Source organism: Hyphomonas johnsonii MHS-2 (genome assembly GCF_000685275.1).
GTDB classification, from domain to species: domain Bacteria; phylum Pseudomonadota; class Alphaproteobacteria; order Caulobacterales; family Hyphomonadaceae; genus Hyphomonas; species Hyphomonas johnsonii.
The window spans coordinates 254556-274027 of sequence record NZ_ARYK01000006.1; the positions used below are offsets into that span (position 1 = coordinate 254556).

The 19472-nt window shown below is 62.8% G+C and carries 23 protein-coding genes; 15 read left to right on the plus strand and 8 right to left on the minus strand.

Translation table 11 applies throughout. The annotated features are described in order from the left end of the window. Positions 1-57: 57 nt before the first annotated feature. The 6 genes from HJO_RS13400 (at position 58) to HJO_RS13425 (ending at position 4612) form a co-directional block, all read left to right on the plus strand. Positions 58-726 carry a crotonase/enoyl-CoA hydratase family protein gene (locus HJO_RS13400; protein ID WP_035617656.1) on the plus strand — a complete coding sequence of 223 codons (669 nt, stop codon included), beginning with the start codon at positions 58-60 and terminating at the stop codon, positions 724-726. Between the two features lie 74 nt (positions 727-800). Beyond that, positions 801-1568: a hypothetical protein gene (locus HJO_RS13405; RefSeq protein WP_035617658.1), complete on the plus strand. Its 768-nt coding sequence runs from the start codon at positions 801-803 to the stop codon at positions 1566-1568. Further along, a complete protein-coding gene (locus HJO_RS13410; protein ID WP_035617659.1) occupies positions 1565-2293 on the plus strand; it encodes a hypothetical protein in 729 nt (242 codons plus the stop codon). Before HJO_RS13405 ends, HJO_RS13410 begins: the two co-directional genes overlap by 4 nt. After that, entirely contained in the window at positions 2290-3054 is a 765-nt protein-coding gene (locus HJO_RS17870; RefSeq protein WP_051618608.1) for a hypothetical protein, read from the plus strand. The genes HJO_RS13410 and HJO_RS17870 overlap by 4 nt, the downstream gene beginning before the upstream one ends. Then, positions 3051-3824, plus strand: a complete 774-nt coding sequence (locus HJO_RS17875; protein ID WP_051618609.1) for a hypothetical protein — start codon at positions 3051-3053, stop codon at positions 3822-3824. Before HJO_RS17870 ends, HJO_RS17875 begins: the two co-directional genes overlap by 4 nt. Continuing rightward, positions 3821-4612 carry a hypothetical protein gene (locus HJO_RS13425; protein WP_035617661.1) on the plus strand — a complete coding sequence of 264 codons (792 nt, stop codon included), beginning with the start codon at positions 3821-3823 and terminating at the stop codon, positions 4610-4612. The genes HJO_RS17875 and HJO_RS13425 overlap by 4 nt, the downstream gene beginning before the upstream one ends. Positions 4613-4721: 109 nt before the next feature. On the opposite strand, the gene HJO_RS13430 is transcribed toward HJO_RS13425, so the two are convergent. Both HJO_RS13430 and HJO_RS13435 read right to left on the minus strand, forming a co-directional pair. Next, entirely contained in the window at positions 4722-5615 is an 894-nt protein-coding gene (locus tag HJO_RS13430; RefSeq protein WP_035617663.1) for a LysR family transcriptional regulator, read from the minus strand. A 166-nt stretch (positions 5616-5781) separates the two neighbouring features. Then, entirely contained in the window at positions 5782-6528 is a 747-nt protein-coding gene (locus tag HJO_RS13435) for a sulfite exporter TauE/SafE family protein (protein WP_035617664.1), read from the minus strand. Positions 6529-6676: 148 nt separating this feature from the next. Between HJO_RS13435 and HJO_RS13440 the strand changes: the two genes are divergently transcribed. From HJO_RS13440 to HJO_RS13450, 3 genes are all read left to right on the plus strand, one after another. Then, positions 6677-7978, plus strand: coding sequence for an acyl-CoA dehydrogenase family protein (locus tag HJO_RS13440; RefSeq protein WP_035617666.1), 1302 nt, complete (start codon positions 6677-6679; stop codon positions 7976-7978). A gap of 142 nt (positions 7979-8120) precedes the next feature. After that, positions 8121-8843, plus strand: a complete 723-nt coding sequence (locus HJO_RS13445) for a hypothetical protein (protein WP_035617668.1) — start codon at positions 8121-8123, stop codon at positions 8841-8843. After that, positions 8844-9551 (plus strand): PepSY domain-containing protein, encoded by a 708-nt coding sequence (locus HJO_RS13450; protein ID WP_035617671.1) that lies wholly within the window; start codon positions 8844-8846, stop codon positions 9549-9551. Here HJO_RS13450 and HJO_RS13455 read toward each other — a convergent pair. Both HJO_RS13455 and ttcA read right to left on the minus strand, forming a co-directional pair. Continuing rightward, positions 9548-10282 (minus strand): DUF6090 family protein, encoded by a 735-nt coding sequence (locus tag HJO_RS13455; RefSeq protein WP_035617673.1) that lies wholly within the window; start codon positions 10280-10282, stop codon positions 9548-9550. The genes HJO_RS13450 and HJO_RS13455 overlap by 4 nt on opposite strands. A gap of 120 nt (positions 10283-10402) precedes the next feature. Next, positions 10403-11290, minus strand: coding sequence for a tRNA 2-thiocytidine(32) synthetase TtcA (ttcA, locus tag HJO_RS13460; RefSeq protein WP_035617814.1), 888 nt, complete (start codon positions 11288-11290; stop codon positions 10403-10405). A gap of 239 nt (positions 11291-11529) precedes the next feature. On the opposite strand from ttcA, the gene HJO_RS13465 reads away from it, so the two are divergent. Next, positions 11530-12363 (plus strand): hypothetical protein, encoded by an 834-nt coding sequence (locus tag HJO_RS13465; protein WP_035617675.1) that lies wholly within the window; start codon positions 11530-11532, stop codon positions 12361-12363. Here HJO_RS13465 and HJO_RS13470 read toward each other — a convergent pair. Then, a complete protein-coding gene (locus HJO_RS13470; RefSeq protein ID WP_035617677.1) occupies positions 12360-12782 on the minus strand; it encodes a GIY-YIG nuclease family protein in 423 nt (140 codons plus the stop codon). The genes HJO_RS13465 and HJO_RS13470 overlap by 4 nt on opposite strands. Positions 12783-12916: 134 nt before the next feature. Between HJO_RS13470 and gntA the strand changes: the two genes are divergently transcribed. Genes gntA through HJO_RS13485 form a run of 3 tightly spaced genes read left to right on the plus strand, consistent with a single transcriptional unit; the run spans position 12917 to position 15194 of the window. Continuing rightward, positions 12917-13621 (plus strand): guanitoxin biosynthesis heme-dependent pre-guanitoxin N-hydroxylase GntA, encoded by a 705-nt coding sequence (gene gntA, locus HJO_RS13475; RefSeq protein WP_035617679.1) that lies wholly within the window; start codon positions 12917-12919, stop codon positions 13619-13621. Next, complete coding sequence (locus HJO_RS13480; RefSeq protein WP_051618610.1) at positions 13585-14199, plus strand: DUF1989 domain-containing protein; 615 nt, start codon at positions 13585-13587, stop codon at positions 14197-14199. The genes gntA and HJO_RS13480 overlap by 37 nt, the downstream gene beginning before the upstream one ends. Further along, positions 14199-15194 (plus strand): hypothetical protein, encoded by a 996-nt coding sequence (locus HJO_RS13485; protein ID WP_051618611.1) that lies wholly within the window; start codon positions 14199-14201, stop codon positions 15192-15194. Before HJO_RS13480 ends, HJO_RS13485 begins: the two co-directional genes overlap by 1 nt. Here the strand turns inward: HJO_RS13485 and HJO_RS13490 are convergent. Next, positions 15136-15756, minus strand: a complete 621-nt coding sequence (locus HJO_RS13490; protein ID WP_035617818.1) for a ribonuclease HII — start codon at positions 15754-15756, stop codon at positions 15136-15138. The two genes, HJO_RS13485 and HJO_RS13490, sit on opposite strands and share 59 nt — an antisense overlap. A gap of 136 nt (positions 15757-15892) precedes the next feature. Between HJO_RS13490 and HJO_RS13495 the strand changes: the two genes are divergently transcribed. Next, positions 15893-16864 (plus strand): quinone oxidoreductase family protein, encoded by a 972-nt coding sequence (locus HJO_RS13495; RefSeq protein ID WP_035617685.1) that lies wholly within the window; start codon positions 15893-15895, stop codon positions 16862-16864. An 8-nt stretch (positions 16865-16872) separates the two neighbouring features. Next, positions 16873-18039 (plus strand): winged helix-turn-helix domain-containing protein, encoded by a 1167-nt coding sequence (locus tag HJO_RS13500; protein ID WP_035617687.1) that lies wholly within the window; start codon positions 16873-16875, stop codon positions 18037-18039. On the opposite strand, the gene HJO_RS13505 is transcribed toward HJO_RS13500, so the two are convergent. Continuing rightward, on the minus strand, positions 18029-18547 hold the full coding sequence (locus HJO_RS13505; protein WP_035617690.1) for a DUF1697 domain-containing protein: 519 nt from the start codon (positions 18545-18547) through the stop codon (positions 18029-18031). The genes HJO_RS13500 and HJO_RS13505 overlap by 11 nt on opposite strands. Continuing rightward, a partial coding sequence (locus HJO_RS17880; RefSeq protein WP_156945649.1) for a M23 family metallopeptidase occupies positions 18544-19472 on the minus strand: 929 nt, incomplete at its 5' end. The genes HJO_RS17880 and HJO_RS13505, both read right to left, overlap by 4 nt.

Consider the following 19472-nt stretch of genomic DNA (forward strand, 5'->3'; position numbering starts at 1 on the left):
AGCTTGCTTCCCGCAAGGTCAGCGGGCGTCTAACCTATGCCAAACAGGGAGACCGCCATGAGCGCCACGATCAGGATCGAGAATGAAATTGCCATCATCACGATGGATGACGGCAAGGCCAACGCCATCAACCCTACTATGCTGGACGCACTGAATGCGGCGCTGGACCAGGCCGAGAAAGAGGCGAAGGCGGTGATCATCACCGGGCGGCCCGACAGGTTCTCGGGCGGGTTTGACCTCAAGATGATGATGGGAGCGACTCCGGAAGACGTGCGGGCGCTGGTCAATGCCGGCGGCGCGCTGGCGTTGCGCCTGTTTACCCTGCCCATGCCTGTCATTGCGGCGTGTACGGGGCATGGCATCGCCATGGGCTGTTTCATCCTGCTCAGCTGCGACAAGCGGTTCGGCGCGAAAGGGGCCTACAAGATCGGCGCCAACGAGACGCAGATCGGCATGGTGTTGCCTGTGTTTGCGCTGGAGCTGTGCAAGGCGCGCCTGAACCCGCTCTACATGACAGAGTCGGTGGTCAATGGCACGCTGTTCGATCCGGACGAGGCGGTGAGCGTGGGATACCTGGACAAGGCTGTCGCGCCGGACCAGGTGATGGCCGAAGCGCTGGCTGAAGCCGAGCGGTTGAAAGCCTTGCCCGGCGCTGCCCTTGCGGGCAACAAGCGTATCCTGCGCAAGCCCGTCGTCGATGTGATTGGCGCTTCACTCGCGCAGTAGGCGTTCGAGAGATAATACTGTTCAGCCGCCGCCAAACCGACTAGCCTTTTCAATCAGGCAGGTCGGGGGACATCTTGAAATTACGGCACATCACTGACGCTTTCCGCGAGCAGGACTGGTTCACCGTCGTGGTCGAGACCCTGATCGTTGTGCTCGGCGTGTTTCTCGGTTTGCAAGTGAACAACTGGAATAACGCGCGCGCGCTTGATTCGACCGAGCGCGAATACCTGTTTCACCTGAAAGATGAAATTGCGGAAGCCACCACCTTTCTGGAATATCAGGAAACCTATGCGAATACGGTCGTGGCGTCCGGGCAGCGGGCGCTGGCTTTCCTGGAGGGGGACACGCCCTGCATGGAGGACTGCGCCAGCCTGCTCGCCGACTTCTTTCTTGCATCGCAAGTCTGGGGTACCGGAATTAACATGTCAGTCTACGATGAAATGACGCGGATGGGCCTTCCAAGGGATATCGCAACCCGGAAGGCAATCCAGCAGTATTACGGCTACATTGACGGATGGGACATCGTGAATCTGGCACCGCCCGCCTATCGTGAAACCGTGCGCGGCTATTTCTCGCCAGATGCCAGTGACGCCATGTGGCAGAAATGCCATCTCCTCGTGGGCGGCGACCTGGAGATCCTTGGCAAGGGGTGCACAGACGACCTGGAGAAACTCGATCCAGCCGGGATGCTCGAGCGCATCCGGACAGCGCCGGGCCTGGCCGAACAATTGCGCTTCTGGATCGGGCAGAACAAATTTGCGCTGAAGCATTATCCCCAGGCCTTGCCCGTCACCCGGGCCGCCGAAGCGGCGATTGATGTCGACCTGGGGATCAAACCATGATCCTGCGCCGCGTCATCAAGCATGTGAAGCACCAGGAATGGACGGCGATTGTCATCGACTTCCTTATCGTCGTGGTTGGGGTGTTCGTCGGGCTGCAGGTCTCGAACTGGAACGATGAGCGGTCGCTGAGGCGTGAGCAGGCCCAATACCTGCAGCAACTTGCAGCCGAACATGGCGTGATAGAAGCCACGTTTGCGAAACATGTCGAACGCTATTCCGGGTCGGTGGATGCAACACGCACGATGTTGCGGCATCTCGGCCGGAACGATGCCGTGGACCAGGGCCTGCTTGTGCAGTTGGCGGAGGACATCGAATCCTACCCGATCCCACCCGGATCGTCTGCGGCGCTGCGGGAATTGATCTCGTCCGGCAAGATGGGCCTGATCCGGAATCGCGATTTGCGCACGGCGCTGATGCAGTTGAATGATCACCTCGAACTGCTGGCGCGCGCGTATGACGGCAATTCAACAGATTCATCCATGCTGCTCCCAGTGCTCCAGCCCTATCTGGAGTTCGATCTCGCCGAGGTGCCCGACGCGTCCACGCGGCGTCCGAATGTGGCCGTTGCGCGTGTCGACCTTGATGGCATGCGGGCGGACGAAGACGTGGCGTCAGCCATGAAGATCGCCCTGAAAGTGCACACGAACATGTTGTACCTGGACGCGCTCCTGCTCGACGAAGTGCGCAAGGTGAGGTCGACCCTGGAAGCGGAAATGGAAAGATGATCCTTCGCCGTGTCATCTCGCATTTTCGCAAACAGGAATGGACCGCTATCGGACTCGATTTCCTGATCGTCGTGTTCGGTGTGTTCATCGGCATCCAGGTGTCGAACTGGAACACCGCGCGCGCGTCCATGGAGCGGGAAACCGGTCTGCTGGTCGAATTGCGGCGCGAACTCGAAACGGGAATACAGAAGACGGAACAAAAGGCCTATGCGCTGAACCAGGTGGCGGAGGCAGGAAAGCGCTCACTCGACTTCATGGCAGCAGGCCAACCGTGCGGTGACAATTGCTGGCTTGTGCTGGTCGATTTCTTCCACGCGTCACAATGGCAGAAAATCGAGGTTCAAGCGACGACCTACGAAGAAATGCGCAGAAGCGGATTGCCACGTTCGCGCGAGATCATCGACGCCGTCGAGTTCTATCTGGCGCAGAATGCAAATCTTGCAAGCACGTGGCAGGAACCGCCAAAGTATCGCTCGCTGGTTCGTCAGTTTATCCCTCTCGATGTCCAGGCCTATTATTGGGCAACGTGCTACGACGTCACCGGGGGGGCAGAAACCTATGTGCTCGATTGTGCCAAGGGTGTCGCAGATGATATGGCGGCGCGGTCCGTGAATGAGATTATGACGAAGCCCGACATGCAGCCCTTCCTGACGGAATGGACGGGGCATGTGGTTTCCACACCTTCGGATATGGATGAACAGAACGAGGCGGCGGAACGCGCCATTGCGGCGATCAACAATGAACTGGATCGCCGCCGATGATCCTTCGCCGCGTCATCAAGCATGTGAAGAACCAGGAATGGACCGCTATCGGGCTCGATTTCCTGATCGTTGTCGTCGGTGTGTTTGTCGGTCTGCAGGTCAACACCTGGAATGAGGCGCGGGTGCAGGAACAGACTGCACGGGTCTATATCGAGCGCATCCGCGAGGACCTCGCTGGCAATCAGGAAGACATGGTACAGCGCGCCCTCTACTTCACGCAAACCCGCGATCACGGTCTGGCGGCGCTCGCCGCGCTCGACCAGCCGCCGGAAACGCTAGGCGAGGAATTTCTCATTGATGTCTATCAGGCAAGCCAGATCATCCCGCGCACATTCGGCCGTGACACGTATGATGAAATCCTCTCCGTCGGTGCGGTGAATGCGATCACGGATGTGTCGTTGCGAAAGATGCTCGCCAATTTCTATCGCGGCGTCGAAGCCCCGCTGGCCATTGTCGGGCAAACCGTTCCCTATCGCGAGATCGTTCGGGAGAAGCTGCCCTATGCGGCACAAGTGGCCATTCGCGCCAATTGCGAAGAGGTTTCGGTCATCAATTCAGCGGGTGAGCCCCGCATTTCCCTTCCCGAGACGTGTGAAATCGATCTGGCCCCGGATGAGATATCGCAATCGGTCTCGGCGATCATCGACGCTGACATTCATGGCCCGCTTGTTCGGCGCCTGTCCGACCTGGACAACAAGATCCTGATGGCGCGACGGCTCATCGCGCGCGTGCAGGCACTCGATTCCCATCTTGAGGAACAGCAACAATGATCCTGCGACGTATCTCTGACGCCTTTCGCAAGCAGGACTGGTTCACCGTCGCGGTTGAGACGCTGATCGTGGTGCTCGGTGTTTTCCTCGGTATCCAGCTTGGCAACTGGAATGAGGGGCAGGCGGACATGCGACGTGGAAGCGCCTATGCTCAACGGCTTGCCATTGATATTCGAACGGATATCCGGGACCGGAGCAACCTGCTCGCTTACTATGAAGCGGTCAATGACAGCGCCGAGCGAACGGCTGCCCTGCTGGCCAGCAGTTCACCGGACCCTCGGGAACTGGTCGTCAATGCCTACCGCGCCACCGAATACGCAACCCACCAACCGACGCGCTCGACATGGGACGAGATCGTGTCCTCTGGCGACATTGGCTTGTTGCCGCCAGATTTTGTTGAGGACGGTTGGGGTTCGTACTTTACAGATATTACCGCAAACAACGCGGCCCAAAACGCTCTGGCATCGTCCTATCGCCAGCGTGTTCGCCGAACCATTCCTCACGAGATTCAACGTGCCATCCGAGAAAGTTGCGGCGACAAAAGAGATGAGATTGGAAATGTCACTGGATTTCGGGCCGACTGTAACCTTGATGTTTCAGACGAGGAGTGGGCGACAGCAGCGGAGGCTCTGTTGAGCGATCCGGAGCTGCTGCCAGATCTCCGGCTGCATTTTTCCAATCTTTCATCCGCGCGGGGCGACCTTACCGGCTCCTTGTACTCGCTCCAACAAGCTATCGGTGTGCTGGAGAGCGGCTCAACCGGCGCAAAACGGGCGCCGGCTGAATGATCCTGCGCCGCTGGACGCAATGCCTCGTCTGCAGGCTCGAAGCCAAGCGGACATTTGCCGAAACCTGCGCCCGCGCAATTCGTGTCCTCGAAGGTATGGCGCCGCGGCCCTAGGACTCCCCCGCAATCTCCGCGATCAGGCCGCGCAGCCAGGCCAGTGCGGGGTCCTCGGCATTTTCGCGGCCCCAGTAGAGAACGCTGCCGAGGGGCGGGAAGGCGGGTGGCAGCGCAAGGACAGCCAGCCCGGAGCTTTGCGCCAATGGCAGCGGGACCGTCGCGGCGAGGTGGGTCTGGCGCACGATTTCGAGGGCCGGCATGTGATGCGGCAGGCGCATGACCGGGGTGATCCGGTGGCCCGCCGCACGGGCGATCTCCTCGACATAGGAGCGGCCCTCGCGTCGGCTGGAGACCACCACGTGGCGCAGGCCGATGAAACGTTCCAGTGTCAGGTCCTGACCGGCGACCGGATGATCGCGCGCGACAACGCAGGCATAAGGCGTGTCCAGCAGGGCGGCCCGCTCGAGATCGTGGCCGCGCAGGTCCGGCACGTCGAGGGCCAGGTCAAGGCGGCCGGATGCGAGTTCCGACGAAATGGCGCCGCGCTGGACCTGGCTCCAGGCGATCCGGATGCCCGGCGCTTCAGCTTCCAGCCGGCGTGCCAGCCGCGGTGCAATGATAAAGACGCCAGCGTCGCGTGCCGAGATGTTGAAGACGCGGGTCGACTGGGCCGGTTCGAACGTCGAGCGTTGTTCCAGCCCGGCGCGCAGGCGGTCCAGCGCGTCGCGCACGGCAGGCATCAGCGCATCGGCCATAGCGGTTGGCTTCACGCCGCGCCCTTCGCGCACGAATAACGGGTCTTCGAAATGGTTGCGCAGGCGCGCCAGCGCATTGCTGACCGCGGGCTGGGTGATGTGGAGTGTCTCGCTGGCGCGCGTCAGGCTGCGCTCGGTATACACGGCCTCCAGTACGGGCAGCAGGTTGAGGTCGATGGTGCGCAGGTTCATGGCCGGGCCCTATACTATCACCAACAGTGATGATTGTTCTTCATGCAATAAAGTTGCCGAATAGTCGAGCATCAGGCATCAAGAAGGGGGAAACAGGTCGTGGTCAGGAGTGGATATGCCCGTCGGCGCAATGTCGAAGATGAAAGCCGGAGCAGGGATGGTTGCATTACAGCCAGCCGGCGGCCTTCATCAGCATGACTGCGCCAACCGCCGTGACCAGGTATTTCATCCCGCGCTTGAAGTTCACGTCCGTCATCTGCTGGAGCACTTTTCCTCCCAGTGTCGTACCCAGCATGGACAGTGGAATGGCCGCCAGGATCAACCAAGCGGGCGGCAGCGCCGCCAGCCCCGCTGCCGCGATGACCGGTATGCTCCAGAACACGATCTTGACGGAATGCGCCAATACCTGCGTCACGGCCTTGGTGGCCACGATGGCATGCCGGGTCATGTCGGTGCGCACGAAGAACAGGTCCAGCAGCGGCCCCGCGACGCCAGCGACCGTGTTCAGCGACTGCACGACAAAGCCGGCACCCTCAGCCTGGAACCGTTTCTGGATGTCGAGGTCGACCAGCGATTTGGGCAGCCAGACCAGCAGGGTCGTCAGGCCCAGCAGCAGGTAGACCATCTGCCTGTCCGGGCGCCAGGACAGTGCGAACAGCAATCCGACAGCCGCCAGCGAGCCGAGCGCGTAGCGCCGGAAGATCGCCCAGTCGATATGCTTGCGCCACAGGAAGGCGCGGTAGCCGTTCGAGACGATCTGGATCGACCCGTGGATGATCATCGCCGTTGCCACCGGCACGAGCGCTGCCAGCACGCCCATGAAGATGATGCCGCCTGCCATGCCGAATATGCCCGAGATGAACGTCGTGACGAGAACGGTCACGAGGATGATCAGGGTGCTGGTCAGGGTCATTCGCGGCGGCGTAGCCGAATTCGAACCGCCGGGCCAGATGCCGGCGCGAACGTGAAACCGGCGACAGGATTGCTTATCCGGTCGACGCAAAGGTCCCGCGGGTGGTAAGACACTCCAAAGACGTGATTAGAGGAAGAGAGAAACGACGATGCCTGACTCCCAATATACAGCCGACCAGAACGCTGACCTGAACGACCTGCGGATGTCGGAGGGCGCACGCCCCCTGTACGACCACGTCCGCAAGTTCATCAAGGAAACCGTCAACCCGATGAGCGAGGAATTCCATCGTCTCGGTGAAGGCAAGAAGGACATCTGGTCGTACGCGCCCGGCCAGCTGGAATGCCTTGAAAAGGCCAAGGACGAAGCCAAGAAGCAGGGCCTCTGGAATTTCTTCCTGCCCGACGCTGAAACCGGCGAAGGCCTCAAGAACCTCGACTATGCCTATATCGCCGCCGAACTCGGCAAGAACCCGATGGCGTCCGAGACCATGAACTGCTCGGCGCCCGACACCGGCAACATGGAAGTGCTCGAGCGTGTCGGCACGCCAGCCCAGAAGGAAAAGTGGCTGAAGCCGCTGCTTGAGGGCAAGATCCGGTCGGCCTTCGCGATGACCGAACCAGGCCACCCGTCGTCTGATGCCAAGAACGTGTCGATGACGGCCGTTCTGGAAGGCGATGAGTGGGTTCTCAATGGCGAGAAATTCTACATCTCCGGTGCCGGCGATCCGCGCTGCAAGATCATGATCACCATGGTCAAGACCAGCCCGAAGGCCGACCCGAACAAGCAGCAGAGCCAGATCCTGGTGCCACTGCCGCACCCCGGTGTCACGATTGTCGGCCCGATGCACGTGTTCGGTGATCCGGACGCACCGCATGGCCACATGCACCTGCGCTTCGAGAATGTCCGCGTTCCGAAGGAAAACATGCTGCTCGGCGAGGGCCGCGGTTTCGAAATCTCGCAACTCCGCCTCGGCCCTGGCCGCATCCACCACTGCATGCGCTCGATCGGCCAGGCCGAACGCGCGCTCGACCTGATGTGCGTTCGCGGTATGACCCGCGAAGCCTTCGGTCGCCCGCTGGTCAAGCTCGGCGGCAATACCGAGATCATCTCGCGCGCCCGTATCGAGATTGAAGCCATGCGCATGATCGTGCTCAAGGCCGCCAAAGCCATGGACGTCCTCGGCAACAAGGAAGCCCGTGTCTGGATCTCGATGGCCAAGGCCATGGTGCCGGAACGCGTCTGCAAGATCATCGACCAGGCGATCCAGATTCACGGCGCCGCTGGCGTGTCGCAATGGACACCGCTTGCCCAGATGTACACCGGCCAGCGCACGCTGCGCCTTGCTGACGGACCGGACGAAGTGCACCACATGGTCATCGGCCGCGCCGAACTCGCCAAGTATACCGGCGAGGAAGAAGATCCGGCCCTGGCCGCTGTCTGGCGCAAATAGCGCTCCGAAAGCGATACGAAATCAGGCGCGCGGCGGTATCGTCGCGCGCCTTTTTCATGGGCCGCGTCCGGGCGGCACGCGAGTATGCTTGACCTTTTCCGGGAGGCGTGAATGACTGGAAACACCAATGAGAGGGTGTTCGATGCGCCATGTGGTTTCCAGTCTTGTCCTGCTGTCACTTGCGGGCCTTGCCCCTGCAGGCGCGCAGGAAGAACGAAGCCTTCAGACGGTCACGGTGACGGCCAGCCGCATCGATGCCGATGACCTGCGAACGGCTCCTGCCATATACAGGCGTATCCCGGCCGATTTCGTGCTGGTGGAAGCCCATTTCCAGTCGGGCAGTCGCGACCCCGCCGCCCGCAAGCGCGAGCTTGACACAATGTTCGGGCGGCTGAAAAAATCCGTATCGGATTCACCCGGTTATGACCTGTTTGGCGGTGTCATCGGTGAAAGCAGCGCGCCGATTGATACGGTCCAGTTTGACGATATCTACACAGACTATTCCGGGCAGGGGCGCTTCACCCTGACGCTGAGCGTGGACACGAAACCTGGCGAGACCTTTGACCTGTTGATGCGCCGGGCCGCGACGTTCCTGTCCAAGGTGAAGACTGAAGGCCGCGCCGAAGCCTATCTGGGTGACGAGCAGTACCTGGGCGCCAGAGGAACGGACAAGCATCGGGCCGACCTGATCGCCGCTATCACCCGGGACGTCATGGACCTGCGCACAGCGTTCCAACCGGCCGTCGTTACAGTCGCCGGCCTGGAGTCGCGGGTCGTTACCCAGCCGGCGGGGCCGCTCGAGCTCGAAATCTTCATTCCCTATACCCTGACCGTGGAATCAGGGGCCGCGAACAGTTCAAACTGAATGGTGCGGATTCCCCGCCTTGTCCCGCGACTCCACAATATTCTTGGCCTCGTGATTGGCGGTCAGGTCCTCCTGTGGATTGCTTCGGGGTTCTTCTTCTCGCTCTATCCGATCGAACAGGTGCGCGGAGAACACTTGCGAGCCGAACCGCCGGGCGCGCTTGTCCTTCAGTCAGATGGCTTGGTCTCACCGGCCAACCTGCCGGGCGTGGCGGGCGGTACGGTCAGCACCGTCAGGCTGAAGCCCTTCCTCTCAGGTGCGGCCTACGAGACGGACACGGCACAGGGCAAGGCCCTGTTCGATGCAATGTCGGGCGCGCCACTGTCGCCGCTGGATGAGGCGCTTGCGCGGCAGGTCGCCGAGGCGGGCTGGGCCGGCAAGGGCGTGCTGTCAGGCCTGGCGCTGGTGGACCCGGCGCCCCGCGAGGCCGGCAGGGGGCATGGCCGCGCCATGTGGCGCGCCGACTTTGACGGCAAGGATGCGGCCACATTCTGGATCGATCCGCAGACGGGTGATGTCGCCGCTGTGCGCACAGGCCTCTGGCGCACGTATGACCTGCTCTGGGGCCTGCACATCATGGACTGGACGAACCGGGAGACATTTACCAGCTGGTGGATGAAACTCGCCGGATTCCTGTCGCTTGTGCTGACACTGGCCGGCATCTGGCTGGTGGTAGAGCGTGTGCGCAAAGGCAGGATCCTGCGCTAGGGCCCAGGTGGGCCAGGCGTCACGGGCGTGGGCACATCGGCCTCCCGGCCAAGTTCGCTGGCGAGGTTTGCGATGAGCTTATCCATTTCCGGCAGCATCTGGGTGCCGGTCCTGTCTGCGTAATATTGCGAAAAGCCGTGCAGGCTGCGCACGCAGTTACGGAAGTGCGTCATGTCGGCGGCGACGTCGCTCGCCGGCCGGGCATGGGAGAGGTCCCAGTACCGCCCGATGCAGACAGTATAGACCAGGTTGTCATTCTGGTCCGCCATGGCCCCGGAATGGACGATGGCGGGCAGGCGGTAACCGTACAGATGGTTGATCTGGCGCCTGAGTCCGGCAGGCACGGTATCCAGCTCGCCTTCGCGCAGCAGCGCTTCATAATATGTCGTACGCGGGAACAGGGTCCGGTTGTTGTAGACGACGGTCAGGAGGTCGTCGTGGACCCTCTGGAAGTCCGGCGCGGCCTTTTCAAGTTCGGCATCGAGGGCCTCGGCGGCGGCGATCCGGGCGCCCTGGCGTTCCACGACAAAAGCGGTTTCGGCCCGGTCGGCGATCAAGTCGTCAAGCAGGTTGTTCAGGGAGACGCGGGTTGCGCCCTGCAGGGTGTACTGGTCGCGCGCCGCGCCAAGGAAGACGCCGATATAGACGCCCGCCACGACAATCAGGAATTCAATCGCAACGACCGTCCAGTTCTGTGCCTTCAGGTGCTCGGCCAAACGGTGCAGGATCATGGCGCGGTCCCCTTCGCAACGTGCCGGCGAAAGGAAAATAGATTCTCTTTTTCGGGTTTTTGCAATCAGTTCCCGATGATGCCCGGGAAATTATTTGACCCTGAGACCGTCTGCAGGTCGCTAGAACGGCACGTTCGGGTCATCCTCGCCCGTGCCGCCGATTTCAAGGCCGGCAAAGTCGAACACGCGCGGGTCGTGCAGGTGGCTTGGACGCACGGTAGCGAGTGCATGGGCCATGACCTGACGCACGCCGGGCTTCTTGCGTTCCCACTCGTCCAGCATCTGTTTCATCGCCACACGCTGCAGGCCGTCCTGACTGCCGCACAGGTTGCAGGGGATGATCGGGAAATCCATCGCTTCGGCGAGTTTCGCCAGGTCGTCCTCTGCGGCCGTGATCAGTGGGCGCAGCACGAAACAGTCGCCGTCGTCGTTCAGCAGTTTTGGCGGCATCGCGGCGAGCCGCCCACCATGGATGAAGTTCATCATGAACGTCTCAAGCGCGTCGTCACGGTGATGGCCGAGCACGATGGCCTCACAGCCTTCCTCCCGCGCGATGCGGTAGAGGATGCCCCGGCGCAGGCGCGAGCACATGGAACAATAGGTTCGCCCCGCCTCGACCTTCTCCGTCACGATGGAATAGGTGTCTTCCGTCTCGATCCTGTATTTGACGCCGGTCGTGTCGAGCCAGTCCGGCAGCACGTGTTTCGGGAAGCCCGGCTGGCCCTGGTCGAGATTGCAGGCAACGAGATCCACCGGCAGCGCGCCCTGCCATTGCAGATCCATCAGCACCGCCAGCAGGCCGTAACTATCCTTGCCGCCTGACAGGCAGACCAGCCATTTCGGGCGGGGCTTTTCACCGGCGTCCACCGCGCGGCGGTCGACCATCTGGAAATCGTCAATCGCCTTCAGCGCACCGCGCACCAGCCGCTTGCGCAGTTTCTTGAACGACACCGATGATGGCGCATCGGCAAACAAGGATGGGGCAAGGGGAGCGGTCGTGTCAGCCATGACGCGCAGCTTTGCCACGGGGCCACTATGGCGTGCAAGCGGTTGATGCGGATCTGCTTGCCAAGACATGAATTCGGAGACAACGCTGTTGAAGACAAACGTCTCCCAGAAAGGCGCACCCCGTGAAGTACCCGTCCCATAGTTTGCTCGCAGGAGTCGCGGCTATCCTCGCCGCCTGTACAACCACTGCGCCGCCATCCGCACTTGCGTCCGGGCCATCTCCCGAGGCGCTGTCGGGCATGGCGGAGATCGCCGCCCGGAATGCCGAAGCGGAGAAACCGGCAGCGGTTGTCGACTGGCGCGCCGACGTTCCCACAACGGCGAGCGAAACGCTCATCGGTGAATGGGACATGCGTGTCCTCAGCGCCTACGGGCACTCGCCGGAAAAGCACAACAAGCTTTTCATAACCGCGATGCATGACGGCCTTGTCGAAGGTCATATCTGGGGCGGTGATGGCGAGGGCGCGTTTGTGGATGGCCGGGTGCGTGAGGAAGACGGCAAGACCATTCTCACCTTCAAGACGCCTCAGGCCGGGGCCGGTTGGTGGTCTCGCGTCTATGCCGGCGACTGGCTGTATCATGAGGCCGTGTTTGAAAATGGCCGGTTCACCGGAGAAGTTCGCGGCGAAGCGTCCAGTTCAACAATTGGCTGGTACGCCCGCAGCACAAACGAGAATGATGATATGGGTGCGTACCTGACCCGGAATAACTGGATGCTCCGGATTGTCGATACGCCCAAAGATTTCTGCCGGGATACCTACCGGTTCTTCGAAGACGGCACGATGACCACATCGTCCGGCGAAGAACTGCTTAAACAGACCTGGCGACTGGAGACCGACGAGAAAGGCCAGCACACGCTTGTAAAGACCGTTGTCTCGACCAATGGCCTGCCTGACTGCCAGGGAAATGTCCTCACGAAGCCGGGGGACGTGAGCAGCACGGCAATCGTTTTCAGGAATGGCGGAGGCTGGATGGTATGCGCCGGGCCTGACCGCGGAATGTCCTGTTACGGAACGGTGGATCCATACCTGAACCAGGCTGTAAGGGTGAAGCGGGACCGGACAGGTCACTAGCCCAGGAACGGTATCCGGAACCAGCGTTTGATGTGCCACCAGCGCCGCAGGCGTGGATTGTTGGGGGCGTCGTTCGACCCGCGCGGCACCAGGACATCATTCATGCGCGGCTGGTAGCGCCGGATCAGGTCTTCCTCGACGCGGGCCCGGTCGGCACCCTTCCTGATGACCAGGACATGGCGTTCCGTCGCCCCGCGGCGCCACCAGGCTTCGCCCCAGCGCTCATGGCCAATCAGGCGCGAGCGGAAGTTCGTCGCCTTGCCGATATAGAGCGGGAACAGGAAGAAGACGAAACGGCGCTGGACGAAGATATAGATGCCGCCGCCGTCGGGCAGGCCCTTGCGCGTCAACGTGATCTTGAAGCGATAAGGTCGCCCGGATTCCCCGAACCATGTGTGCCAGCCAAACAGGATAAGCATGATGTCTGTCTCCGTCCCCGGGCGGGAAACTGGCGCGATGCGGGTTAATGGGAGATTAACCACGTCGCTGGCGCGTCACCGGTTTCTGCCGGACGCCCGGAACTGAAGCCGCGCTTGCCAGTTGGTCAGCCATCATGGCAACAGCGCAAGACCTCCTGAAGACTCACCGCCAAAAGGCGAACGTTCACCCGGACGTGGACGCGTTTGTCCGTTCGGCGCGATTTCCCTGCGCAGGCGCCAAGAGTGCTCTCAGGCTGGGCCAGGTGGAGGTCGTGGAAGCGGGCGCCTTCAGCCGTCCCGACGACAATGACACCCTGTACAGGGCGCTCGGTGCTTTCGGGCAGACGCTGGACATCCAGGCGCTTCCCTTCAGGACGCTGATCGCGGCTTTTGACAGCGAACCGACGAGGACGGAAGCCGGCTTCGAACAGCTTCTGTGGGCGCATCTCCAGGCCCTGCATGACCGGGACGCCAGGAGGGGGATCGGCTGGTCGGACTCCGTGTCGACGAACCCTGAATCGGCCGACTTCAACATCTGCGTCGGCGGCACCGCGTATTTCGTGATTGGCCTCCATCCGGGGGCCTCGCGGGCCGCGCGGCGGTTCTGCCGCCCGGCGCTGGTGTTCAATTCGCATGACCAGTTCGAGGCCCTGCGGGCCGACGGTCGCTACCAGGCCCTGCAAAAAGTGACGCGCGACAGGGAACTTGTCGCCAATGGCAGCATTAATCCGATGCTCGGAGACCATGCCCAGCGCGCGCAGGCGCCGCAATACAGTGGCCGACAGGTGGGAGAAGACTGGAAATGCCCGTTCACGTACAGGACACCGAAACAGGGGTGATCCAGACCATCGCGCCGCGCACCGGCACGGCCTTTCGTCTCGCCAGGGGGCAGGTCCTGACCGTGATCGACCCGCAGGGCGAGCAGGTATCAGACATGGTCGCCTACAATGCCGACGATCCGGAGGAATACCTCTCGTCGGGCCGGTCGATCGACTATGCCAGCCGCCTTTTCCTGTCGACGGGAGACATCCTGTTCTCCAATCGCAGCCGGCCCATGCTGGAAATCGGCGAAGACCGCGTGGGACGTCATGACTTCACACTGACGCCCTGCTCGAAGGACACGTTCCGCATTCTCTACGGTGACAAGACGCCCCATCATGGCTGCCAGGGCAATCTGGAACAGGCATTGAAACCGTTCGGCATCGCGCCGGACCGGATCACGGTCGCGTTCAATGTCTTCATGCATGTGGCGATTGACGCCGAAACCGGGGAAATCAGTGTCCGGCCTCCGCTCAGCAAGGCTGACGATTTTACCCGCTTCCGGGCCGACATGGACCTGATTGTCGGCCTGACGGCCTGTTCGGCCGGTCAGTCGAACAATTTCAGCTACAAGCCGATCCAGTACCGGGTCGATTGATGCTCGACCGGACTCGCCAGCGCCAGAATGATGGTCCGAAGGCGAACTGGTTTTCGGATCTGGCGCTCACCCGTCGGGGCCTGATCGTGAAAAAGACCGGGCGCCGCATCGGCCTCGCCGAGATCACGCCATCCGAATTGGTCAAGTTCTGCCTGTACTTCGTGGTCGTCCTCACAAAGGGCGTTTACGTGCGGATCCGGCGCCCGTCCGGCCTGTCGGTCTGGTTTGCGCCGGACCGTCCACGCCCGTGGTACATTCTCTGGTCTGCGATGACGCTGTCGGGCATCCGGTTCGCGCCGACGCCGGACACGGCGGATGTCGCCTTCTATTTCGAAGACGTCACCCGAGGCACCCCGCCGCCTGTCGGTGGCCAGGTCCAGCTGAACGCCGGGTGCCCCGACATATCGAAGTCGCGCGTGGCCGAGATATTCGAATCCGTCGCCGGCTACCCGCTGGGCCTTGATCCTGCGGCGCACACTGGCCCGGCCGTCGAAAAGAGCGAGCGCAACGGCCTGCATGATGGCTGTATCGTGTCCTGCCCGATGCCGCGGCGAGCGGGCAAGGCCTACCAGCGCCTTGTCGATTCTTCCGACGGAGAGACCGCTTTTGATTATCGCACCACCATTATCGGCCGCGAACCGCGCTTCGTTCTGGTCAAGACCAAGCCGGTTGCGCAGCGCTTTTCCATGCACAATGATACCGTCGTGTTTCGAGACCTGGAGGCGGTCTTCTCGGCCGAGGAGATCAGCCTGATCCGCCGGTTCTCGGAGGCGATGGCGCTCGACTGGGCGGCGCTGGACGTGTTGCGGGACGCGGTGTCGGGCCAGATATTCATCGTTGATGTCAACAAGACCGACACCGGCCCGGCGGTCGACCTGTCATGGCGCGACCGGGGCCGGGTGATGGGCGCGATCTCGCGGCATTTCCTTGCAATGGTTACCCGCGCGGCTCCGCGCCCTCGGCCCGTGCTTCAAGCGCCAGCCGTACGGGCCTGAAACTGGTCCGGTGCGCCGGGCAGGGGCCAAGCCGGCCGAGTGCCTCGGCATGGGCGGCAGTGCCATAGCCCTTGTGCCTGGCAAAGCCATAGCCGGGATGGGCCGCGTCCAGTGTCTTCATCAGGGCGTCCCGCTCAGTCTTGGCAAGGATCGAGGCAGCCGAAATGGCCGGTTCCGTGAGGTCGCCCTTGACGATCGCGCGGGCGGCGCAGGGCAGGCCCCGTGGCAGGGCGTTGCCGTCGATAAGGATCATGCCGAGCGGGCGCGGGCCCGTCAGCGCAAGCCCAGCAATGGCGCGCTTCATGGCGGTAAACGTCGCCTCGCGGATATTGAGGACATCGATCTCGCCGACACTGGCATGGGCGACACACCAGGCGAGTGCCCGTTCACGGATCAGGGGCGTCAGGGCATCGCGCCTGGCTTCGCTCAGCGCCTTGGAATCGGTCAGCCCTTCGATCGGCCGCTCGCCATCGAGGATCACGGCCGCCGCCGTCACCGGCCCGGCCCAGGGGCCGCGCCCGGCCTCGTCCACACCGCAGGTCAGAAAACTATTCACGTCCATCGCACCACTGGACCGCGAGTCGCCCTTGCCTTCCACCGGCCCGTCAGATTGAGTGTGCGCTATCGCATTTTCGATAGGCGTCGAATTGCTGAACTTGCAGGCGCGCGAGCCCGCGCCCGAACCGGGAGCCCCTTGAATGTCCGAACCCTATGCAATCCGAATCCACGAAACCGGTGGCCCTGATGTCCTGACAAAGGAGCCTTTCACGCCAAAGCAGCCCGGCCCCGGCCAGGCGCTGGTCCGCCAGTCGGCGGTCGGTCTCAATTTCATCGACACTTATTTCCGGACTGGTCTCTATCCGGCGAAATTCCCGTTCACGCCGGGGGGCGAAGGCGCCGGCGTGGTGGAATCTGTTGGCGAAGGTGTCACCCATCTCAAGCCGGGTGACCGTGTCGGCTATGTCGGTTCGGGCACCTATGCGACGCATGTCACCCTGCCTGCGGCGAGCCTGCTGCCCCTGCCGGACGGCGTCAGCGAAGAGGAGGCCGCAGCCGTCATGCTGAAGGGCCTGACCGCCTGGATGCTGTTGTTCGAGATCCGGCCCGTCAAGGCAGGCGATACGCTGCTCGTGTGGGCGCCTGTCGGCGGTGTCGGCAGCCTGCTGGTTCCGTGGGCCGTCAGCCTGGGTGCGCGGGTCATCGCCGTCACCTCGTCAGAGAAAAAGGCCGCCATGGCTCGCGCGTCCGGGGCGAGCGACGTGATTGTCGGGTATGACAATGTTGCCGAACAGGTGAAGGCCCTGACCGATGGCAAGGGCGTCGATGTGGCGCTCGACAGCGTTGGAAAGGTCAGCTTCGAGGCGTCGCTCAGAAGCCTGAAGCCACGCGGATGGATGATTTCGTATGGCAATGCGTCCGGCGCGGTCGATCCGATGCCGCCGAGCCGCCTGGCGCAGGGCGGGTCGCTGATCCTGACGCGGCCTACATTGTTCCAGTTCATCGACACGCCCGAACGGCTGGCCCGGGGGGCGGGCCTTCTGTTTGCTGCAATCAAGGACGGAACACTGACGGTGGAGATCGGGCAGCGCTTTGCCCTTGAAGACGCGGCCGACGCGCATCGTGCGCTGGAAAGCGGCAAGACGACCGGCGCAACGATCCTGGTTCCCTGAGGCGGCCGGTGGCGCTCAGGATTTCAAACCGGGACGCGCGCCGCCTCTGGCTGGACGCCCAGCTGCTGTCCGCTGCGCCGACCGGGCCGCTCGACCTGGCCGACACCATCCGCCGGCTCGGCTTCGTGCAACTCGACACGATCCGTGTCGTTGCTCGCGCGCATGACCATATCCTGTGGAGCCGGAACCAGAATTTCCGCGAGCCCATGCTGGACAAATGCCTCGCGCGCGACCGGCATGTATTCGAGCATTTCACTCATGATGCCTCGCTGATTCCGATGGACTTCTATCCGATGTGGCGCCGCCAGTTCCGGCGTCTCGAAGAGAAGGTGCGCGGCTGGGAGTGGCATCGGGGCATGGTTGGCGCGGAGGGCAGGGCCGCCATCCGCGCGCGGATCGAGGCCGAAGGGCCGCTGTGCACGAAAGCGTTCGATACAAAGATCCAGGGCAAGCGCGAAATGTGGCGCCGGCCGCCGCACAAGCTGGCGCTGGACTACATGTGGTATGCAGGGGAGCTGTCGACCTCGCATCGCGAGAATTTCACCAAATACTATGACCTCAGCCATCGCGTCATCCCGAACCACCTGCGCGAGGTGGATCACAGCGATGACACGCAGGTCGACTGGCTGTGCCGCGAGGCGCTCGACCGGCTGGCCTTCGGGACGGAGGGCGATATCCAGCGCTTCTGGGCCGCAGCGGACCTGGCCGAGGTAAAAGCCTGGACGGCGGCGAATGCCGGTGACCTCGTGCCGGTCGAGATCGAATCCGCGAGCGGCCAGTGGAGCGCCGCCCTCGCCCTGCCGGACATCGAGGCCCGCCTCGCCGACGCTCTCGCGCCCACTTCGCGGCTGCGCATTCTCAACCCGTTCGACCCCGTCATACGTGATCGGGGCCGCCTGACACGCCTGTTCGGCTTTGACTATAGGATCGAAATCTTCGTGCCGGCTGCAAAGCGCCAGTGGGGCTACTACGTCTATCCGCTGCTTGAGGGCGACCGGTTCGTCGGGCGGATTGAAGTGAAGTCGGACCGCGAGAAGAGCGAACTGAGCGTCCACAATGTGTGGCCGGAACCGGGCGTCAAATGGACCGATGCGCGCCAGCGAAAGCTGGAGGCGGAACTTGCCAGGATGGCGCGCTTTGTCGGTGCCAGCGACGTGGTCTGGCTCAGGCCGTAAGGGCGGCTGCCATGTCGGCCAGTTTCGCGACCGTGTTCATGTTGCGCGCCGTGCCCGCGCCGGCGGCAGGGATCACGAGTTTGGAGCGCCCCTGGCCGTCGGGATAGTGGACGTAGATTTCGCGGTTCCCGGGTTTCAGGACTTCCGTGTCCAGGTGCTTCAGCCCGTCCAGGACATCCGGGCCGAGCGTCCCGTCAAGGAAAATGGCGACAACGCGGTTCCCCGGCTCACCCGCGAACGGATTGGCGTCCCGAACCGCGGCCACTTCCGCGGCCGTGCGCACGAACACGCCGACCGGCTTGCCGGCATAGGTCTCAAGCCGCTCGTTGAGCGTTGCGCGGACCCTGGCTTCGGAGAGCCTGGAGACGAACACGACATTTCCGCTGGCGATGTAGGTTTTCACCTGCGCGAAACCGATCTCCTCGCACATGGCTTTCAGTTCGGTCATGGGCAGCTTGCCGGTTCCGCCGACATTGACGGCGCGCAGCAGGGCGACATAGGCCGTCACCGCGGATCGGACACCGGCAGTTCGAGCAACAGCGCCGGGTCGATATAGAAGTCGCCGCCGCGATTGCCGCTTCCGGCATTGCGCCATTTGACCGCCCAGTGCAGGTGCGGGCCAGTGGTGCGGCCGGTATTGCCCGTCTTGGCGAGCAGGTCACCGCGCTCCACCACATCGCCGGGGGCAACCTCCACTTCCGACAGGTGCATGAACACGGACGTCAGCCCGTGGCCGTGGTCGAGGAAGATGGCGCCACCCTCGTAATAGAGGTCCGGATCGGCAAGGATCACGGTTCCGGCGGCAGGCGCGACGACCGGCGTGCCGACAGGCGCGGCCATGTCATAGCCACGATGGACCGAGACGGAATCGCACGGCTCGCCGGTGACTTTCGAGACGCCGATATACTTGCGCGTCGGGCCGAACGGCGAAGAGGTCGGTGCATCGGCGGGCTTGATGAAACCGGTCAGCGCGCCGGGACCGGAATTGAACCGGGCAAAGGCGTCCTGCTTGATCTGCCAGCTGCGGGCGGCGTGGGCCTTCTGCTCCGGCGAGCGGGCATCGACCTTGTCGCAATCGAAGCCCTTGATGGTGCGGAATTCGTCATGGCGCGGGGCGATGGTGAGGTCACCGAAGCTGCCATCGGAGGCTGACCAGCCGATCACGGCCGGGGCCGAAGTGGAGATGCCGAACTGGGCGCTGCCATCGCGGGCGGTCTTGCCGGTCAGGCCGGCAACCGTGAACGTCTCACCCGGCACGCCCCTGCACACGACCAGGCCGCCTTGCACCAGGACGCCGCCGCATGTCGGCGCGGGCGCCGTTTCAGCAATAGGGGTATCCGTTTCGGGCACCTGTGCGCAGGCCCCCGCGCAGAACACGACAGCCAGCAGGATTTCCCGCAACATCACGCGCGGTCCGGCACCATGTGGCGGGC

What these genes read in the sequence shown, in the direction of transcription:
- HJO_RS13400 (WP_035617656.1), top strand. Translation starts at nt 58, where the DNA reads ATGAGCGCCACGATCAGGATCGAGAATGAAATTGCCATCATCACGATG.
- HJO_RS13410 (WP_035617659.1), top strand. Translation starts at nt 1,565, where the DNA reads ATGATCCTGCGCCGCGTCATCAAGCATGTGAAGCACCAGGAATGGACG.
- HJO_RS17870 (WP_051618608.1), top strand. Translation starts at nt 2,290, where the DNA reads ATGATCCTTCGCCGTGTCATCTCGCATTTTCGCAAACAGGAATGGACC.
- HJO_RS17875 (WP_051618609.1), top strand. Translation starts at nt 3,051, where the DNA reads ATGATCCTTCGCCGCGTCATCAAGCATGTGAAGAACCAGGAATGGACC.
- HJO_RS13425 (WP_035617661.1), top strand. Translation starts at nt 3,821, where the DNA reads ATGATCCTGCGACGTATCTCTGACGCCTTTCGCAAGCAGGACTGGTTC.
- HJO_RS13430 (WP_035617663.1), bottom strand. Translation starts at nt 5,615, where the DNA reads ATGAACCTGCGCACCATCGACCTCAACCTGCTGCCCGTACTGGAGGCC.
- HJO_RS13435 (WP_035617664.1), bottom strand. Translation starts at nt 6,528, where the DNA reads ATGACCCTGACCAGCACCCTGATCATCCTCGTGACCGTTCTCGTCACG.
- HJO_RS13440 (WP_035617666.1), top strand. Translation starts at nt 6,677, where the DNA reads ATGCCTGACTCCCAATATACAGCCGACCAGAACGCTGACCTGAACGAC.
- HJO_RS13445 (WP_035617668.1), top strand. Translation starts at nt 8,121, where the DNA reads ATGCGCCATGTGGTTTCCAGTCTTGTCCTGCTGTCACTTGCGGGCCTT.
- HJO_RS13450 (WP_035617671.1), top strand. Translation starts at nt 8,844, where the DNA reads ATGGTGCGGATTCCCCGCCTTGTCCCGCGACTCCACAATATTCTTGGC.
- HJO_RS13455 (WP_035617673.1), bottom strand. Translation starts at nt 10,282, where the DNA reads ATGATCCTGCACCGTTTGGCCGAGCACCTGAAGGCACAGAACTGGACG.
- ttcA (WP_035617814.1), bottom strand. Translation starts at nt 11,290, where the DNA reads ATGGCTGACACGACCGCTCCCCTTGCCCCATCCTTGTTTGCCGATGCG.
- HJO_RS13465 (WP_035617675.1), top strand. Translation starts at nt 11,530, where the DNA reads ATGGCGGAGATCGCCGCCCGGAATGCCGAAGCGGAGAAACCGGCAGCG.
- HJO_RS13470 (WP_035617677.1), bottom strand. Translation starts at nt 12,782, where the DNA reads ATGCTTATCCTGTTTGGCTGGCACACATGGTTCGGGGAATCCGGGCGA.
- gntA (WP_035617679.1), top strand. Translation starts at nt 12,917, where the DNA reads ATGGCAACAGCGCAAGACCTCCTGAAGACTCACCGCCAAAAGGCGAAC.
- HJO_RS13480 (WP_051618610.1), top strand. Translation starts at nt 13,585, where the DNA reads ATGCCCGTTCACGTACAGGACACCGAAACAGGGGTGATCCAGACCATC.
- HJO_RS13485 (WP_051618611.1), top strand. Translation starts at nt 14,199, where the DNA reads ATGCTCGACCGGACTCGCCAGCGCCAGAATGATGGTCCGAAGGCGAAC.
- HJO_RS13490 (WP_035617818.1), bottom strand. Translation starts at nt 15,756, where the DNA reads ATGGACGTGAATAGTTTTCTGACCTGCGGTGTGGACGAGGCCGGGCGC.
- HJO_RS13495 (WP_035617685.1), top strand. Translation starts at nt 15,893, where the DNA reads ATGTCCGAACCCTATGCAATCCGAATCCACGAAACCGGTGGCCCTGAT.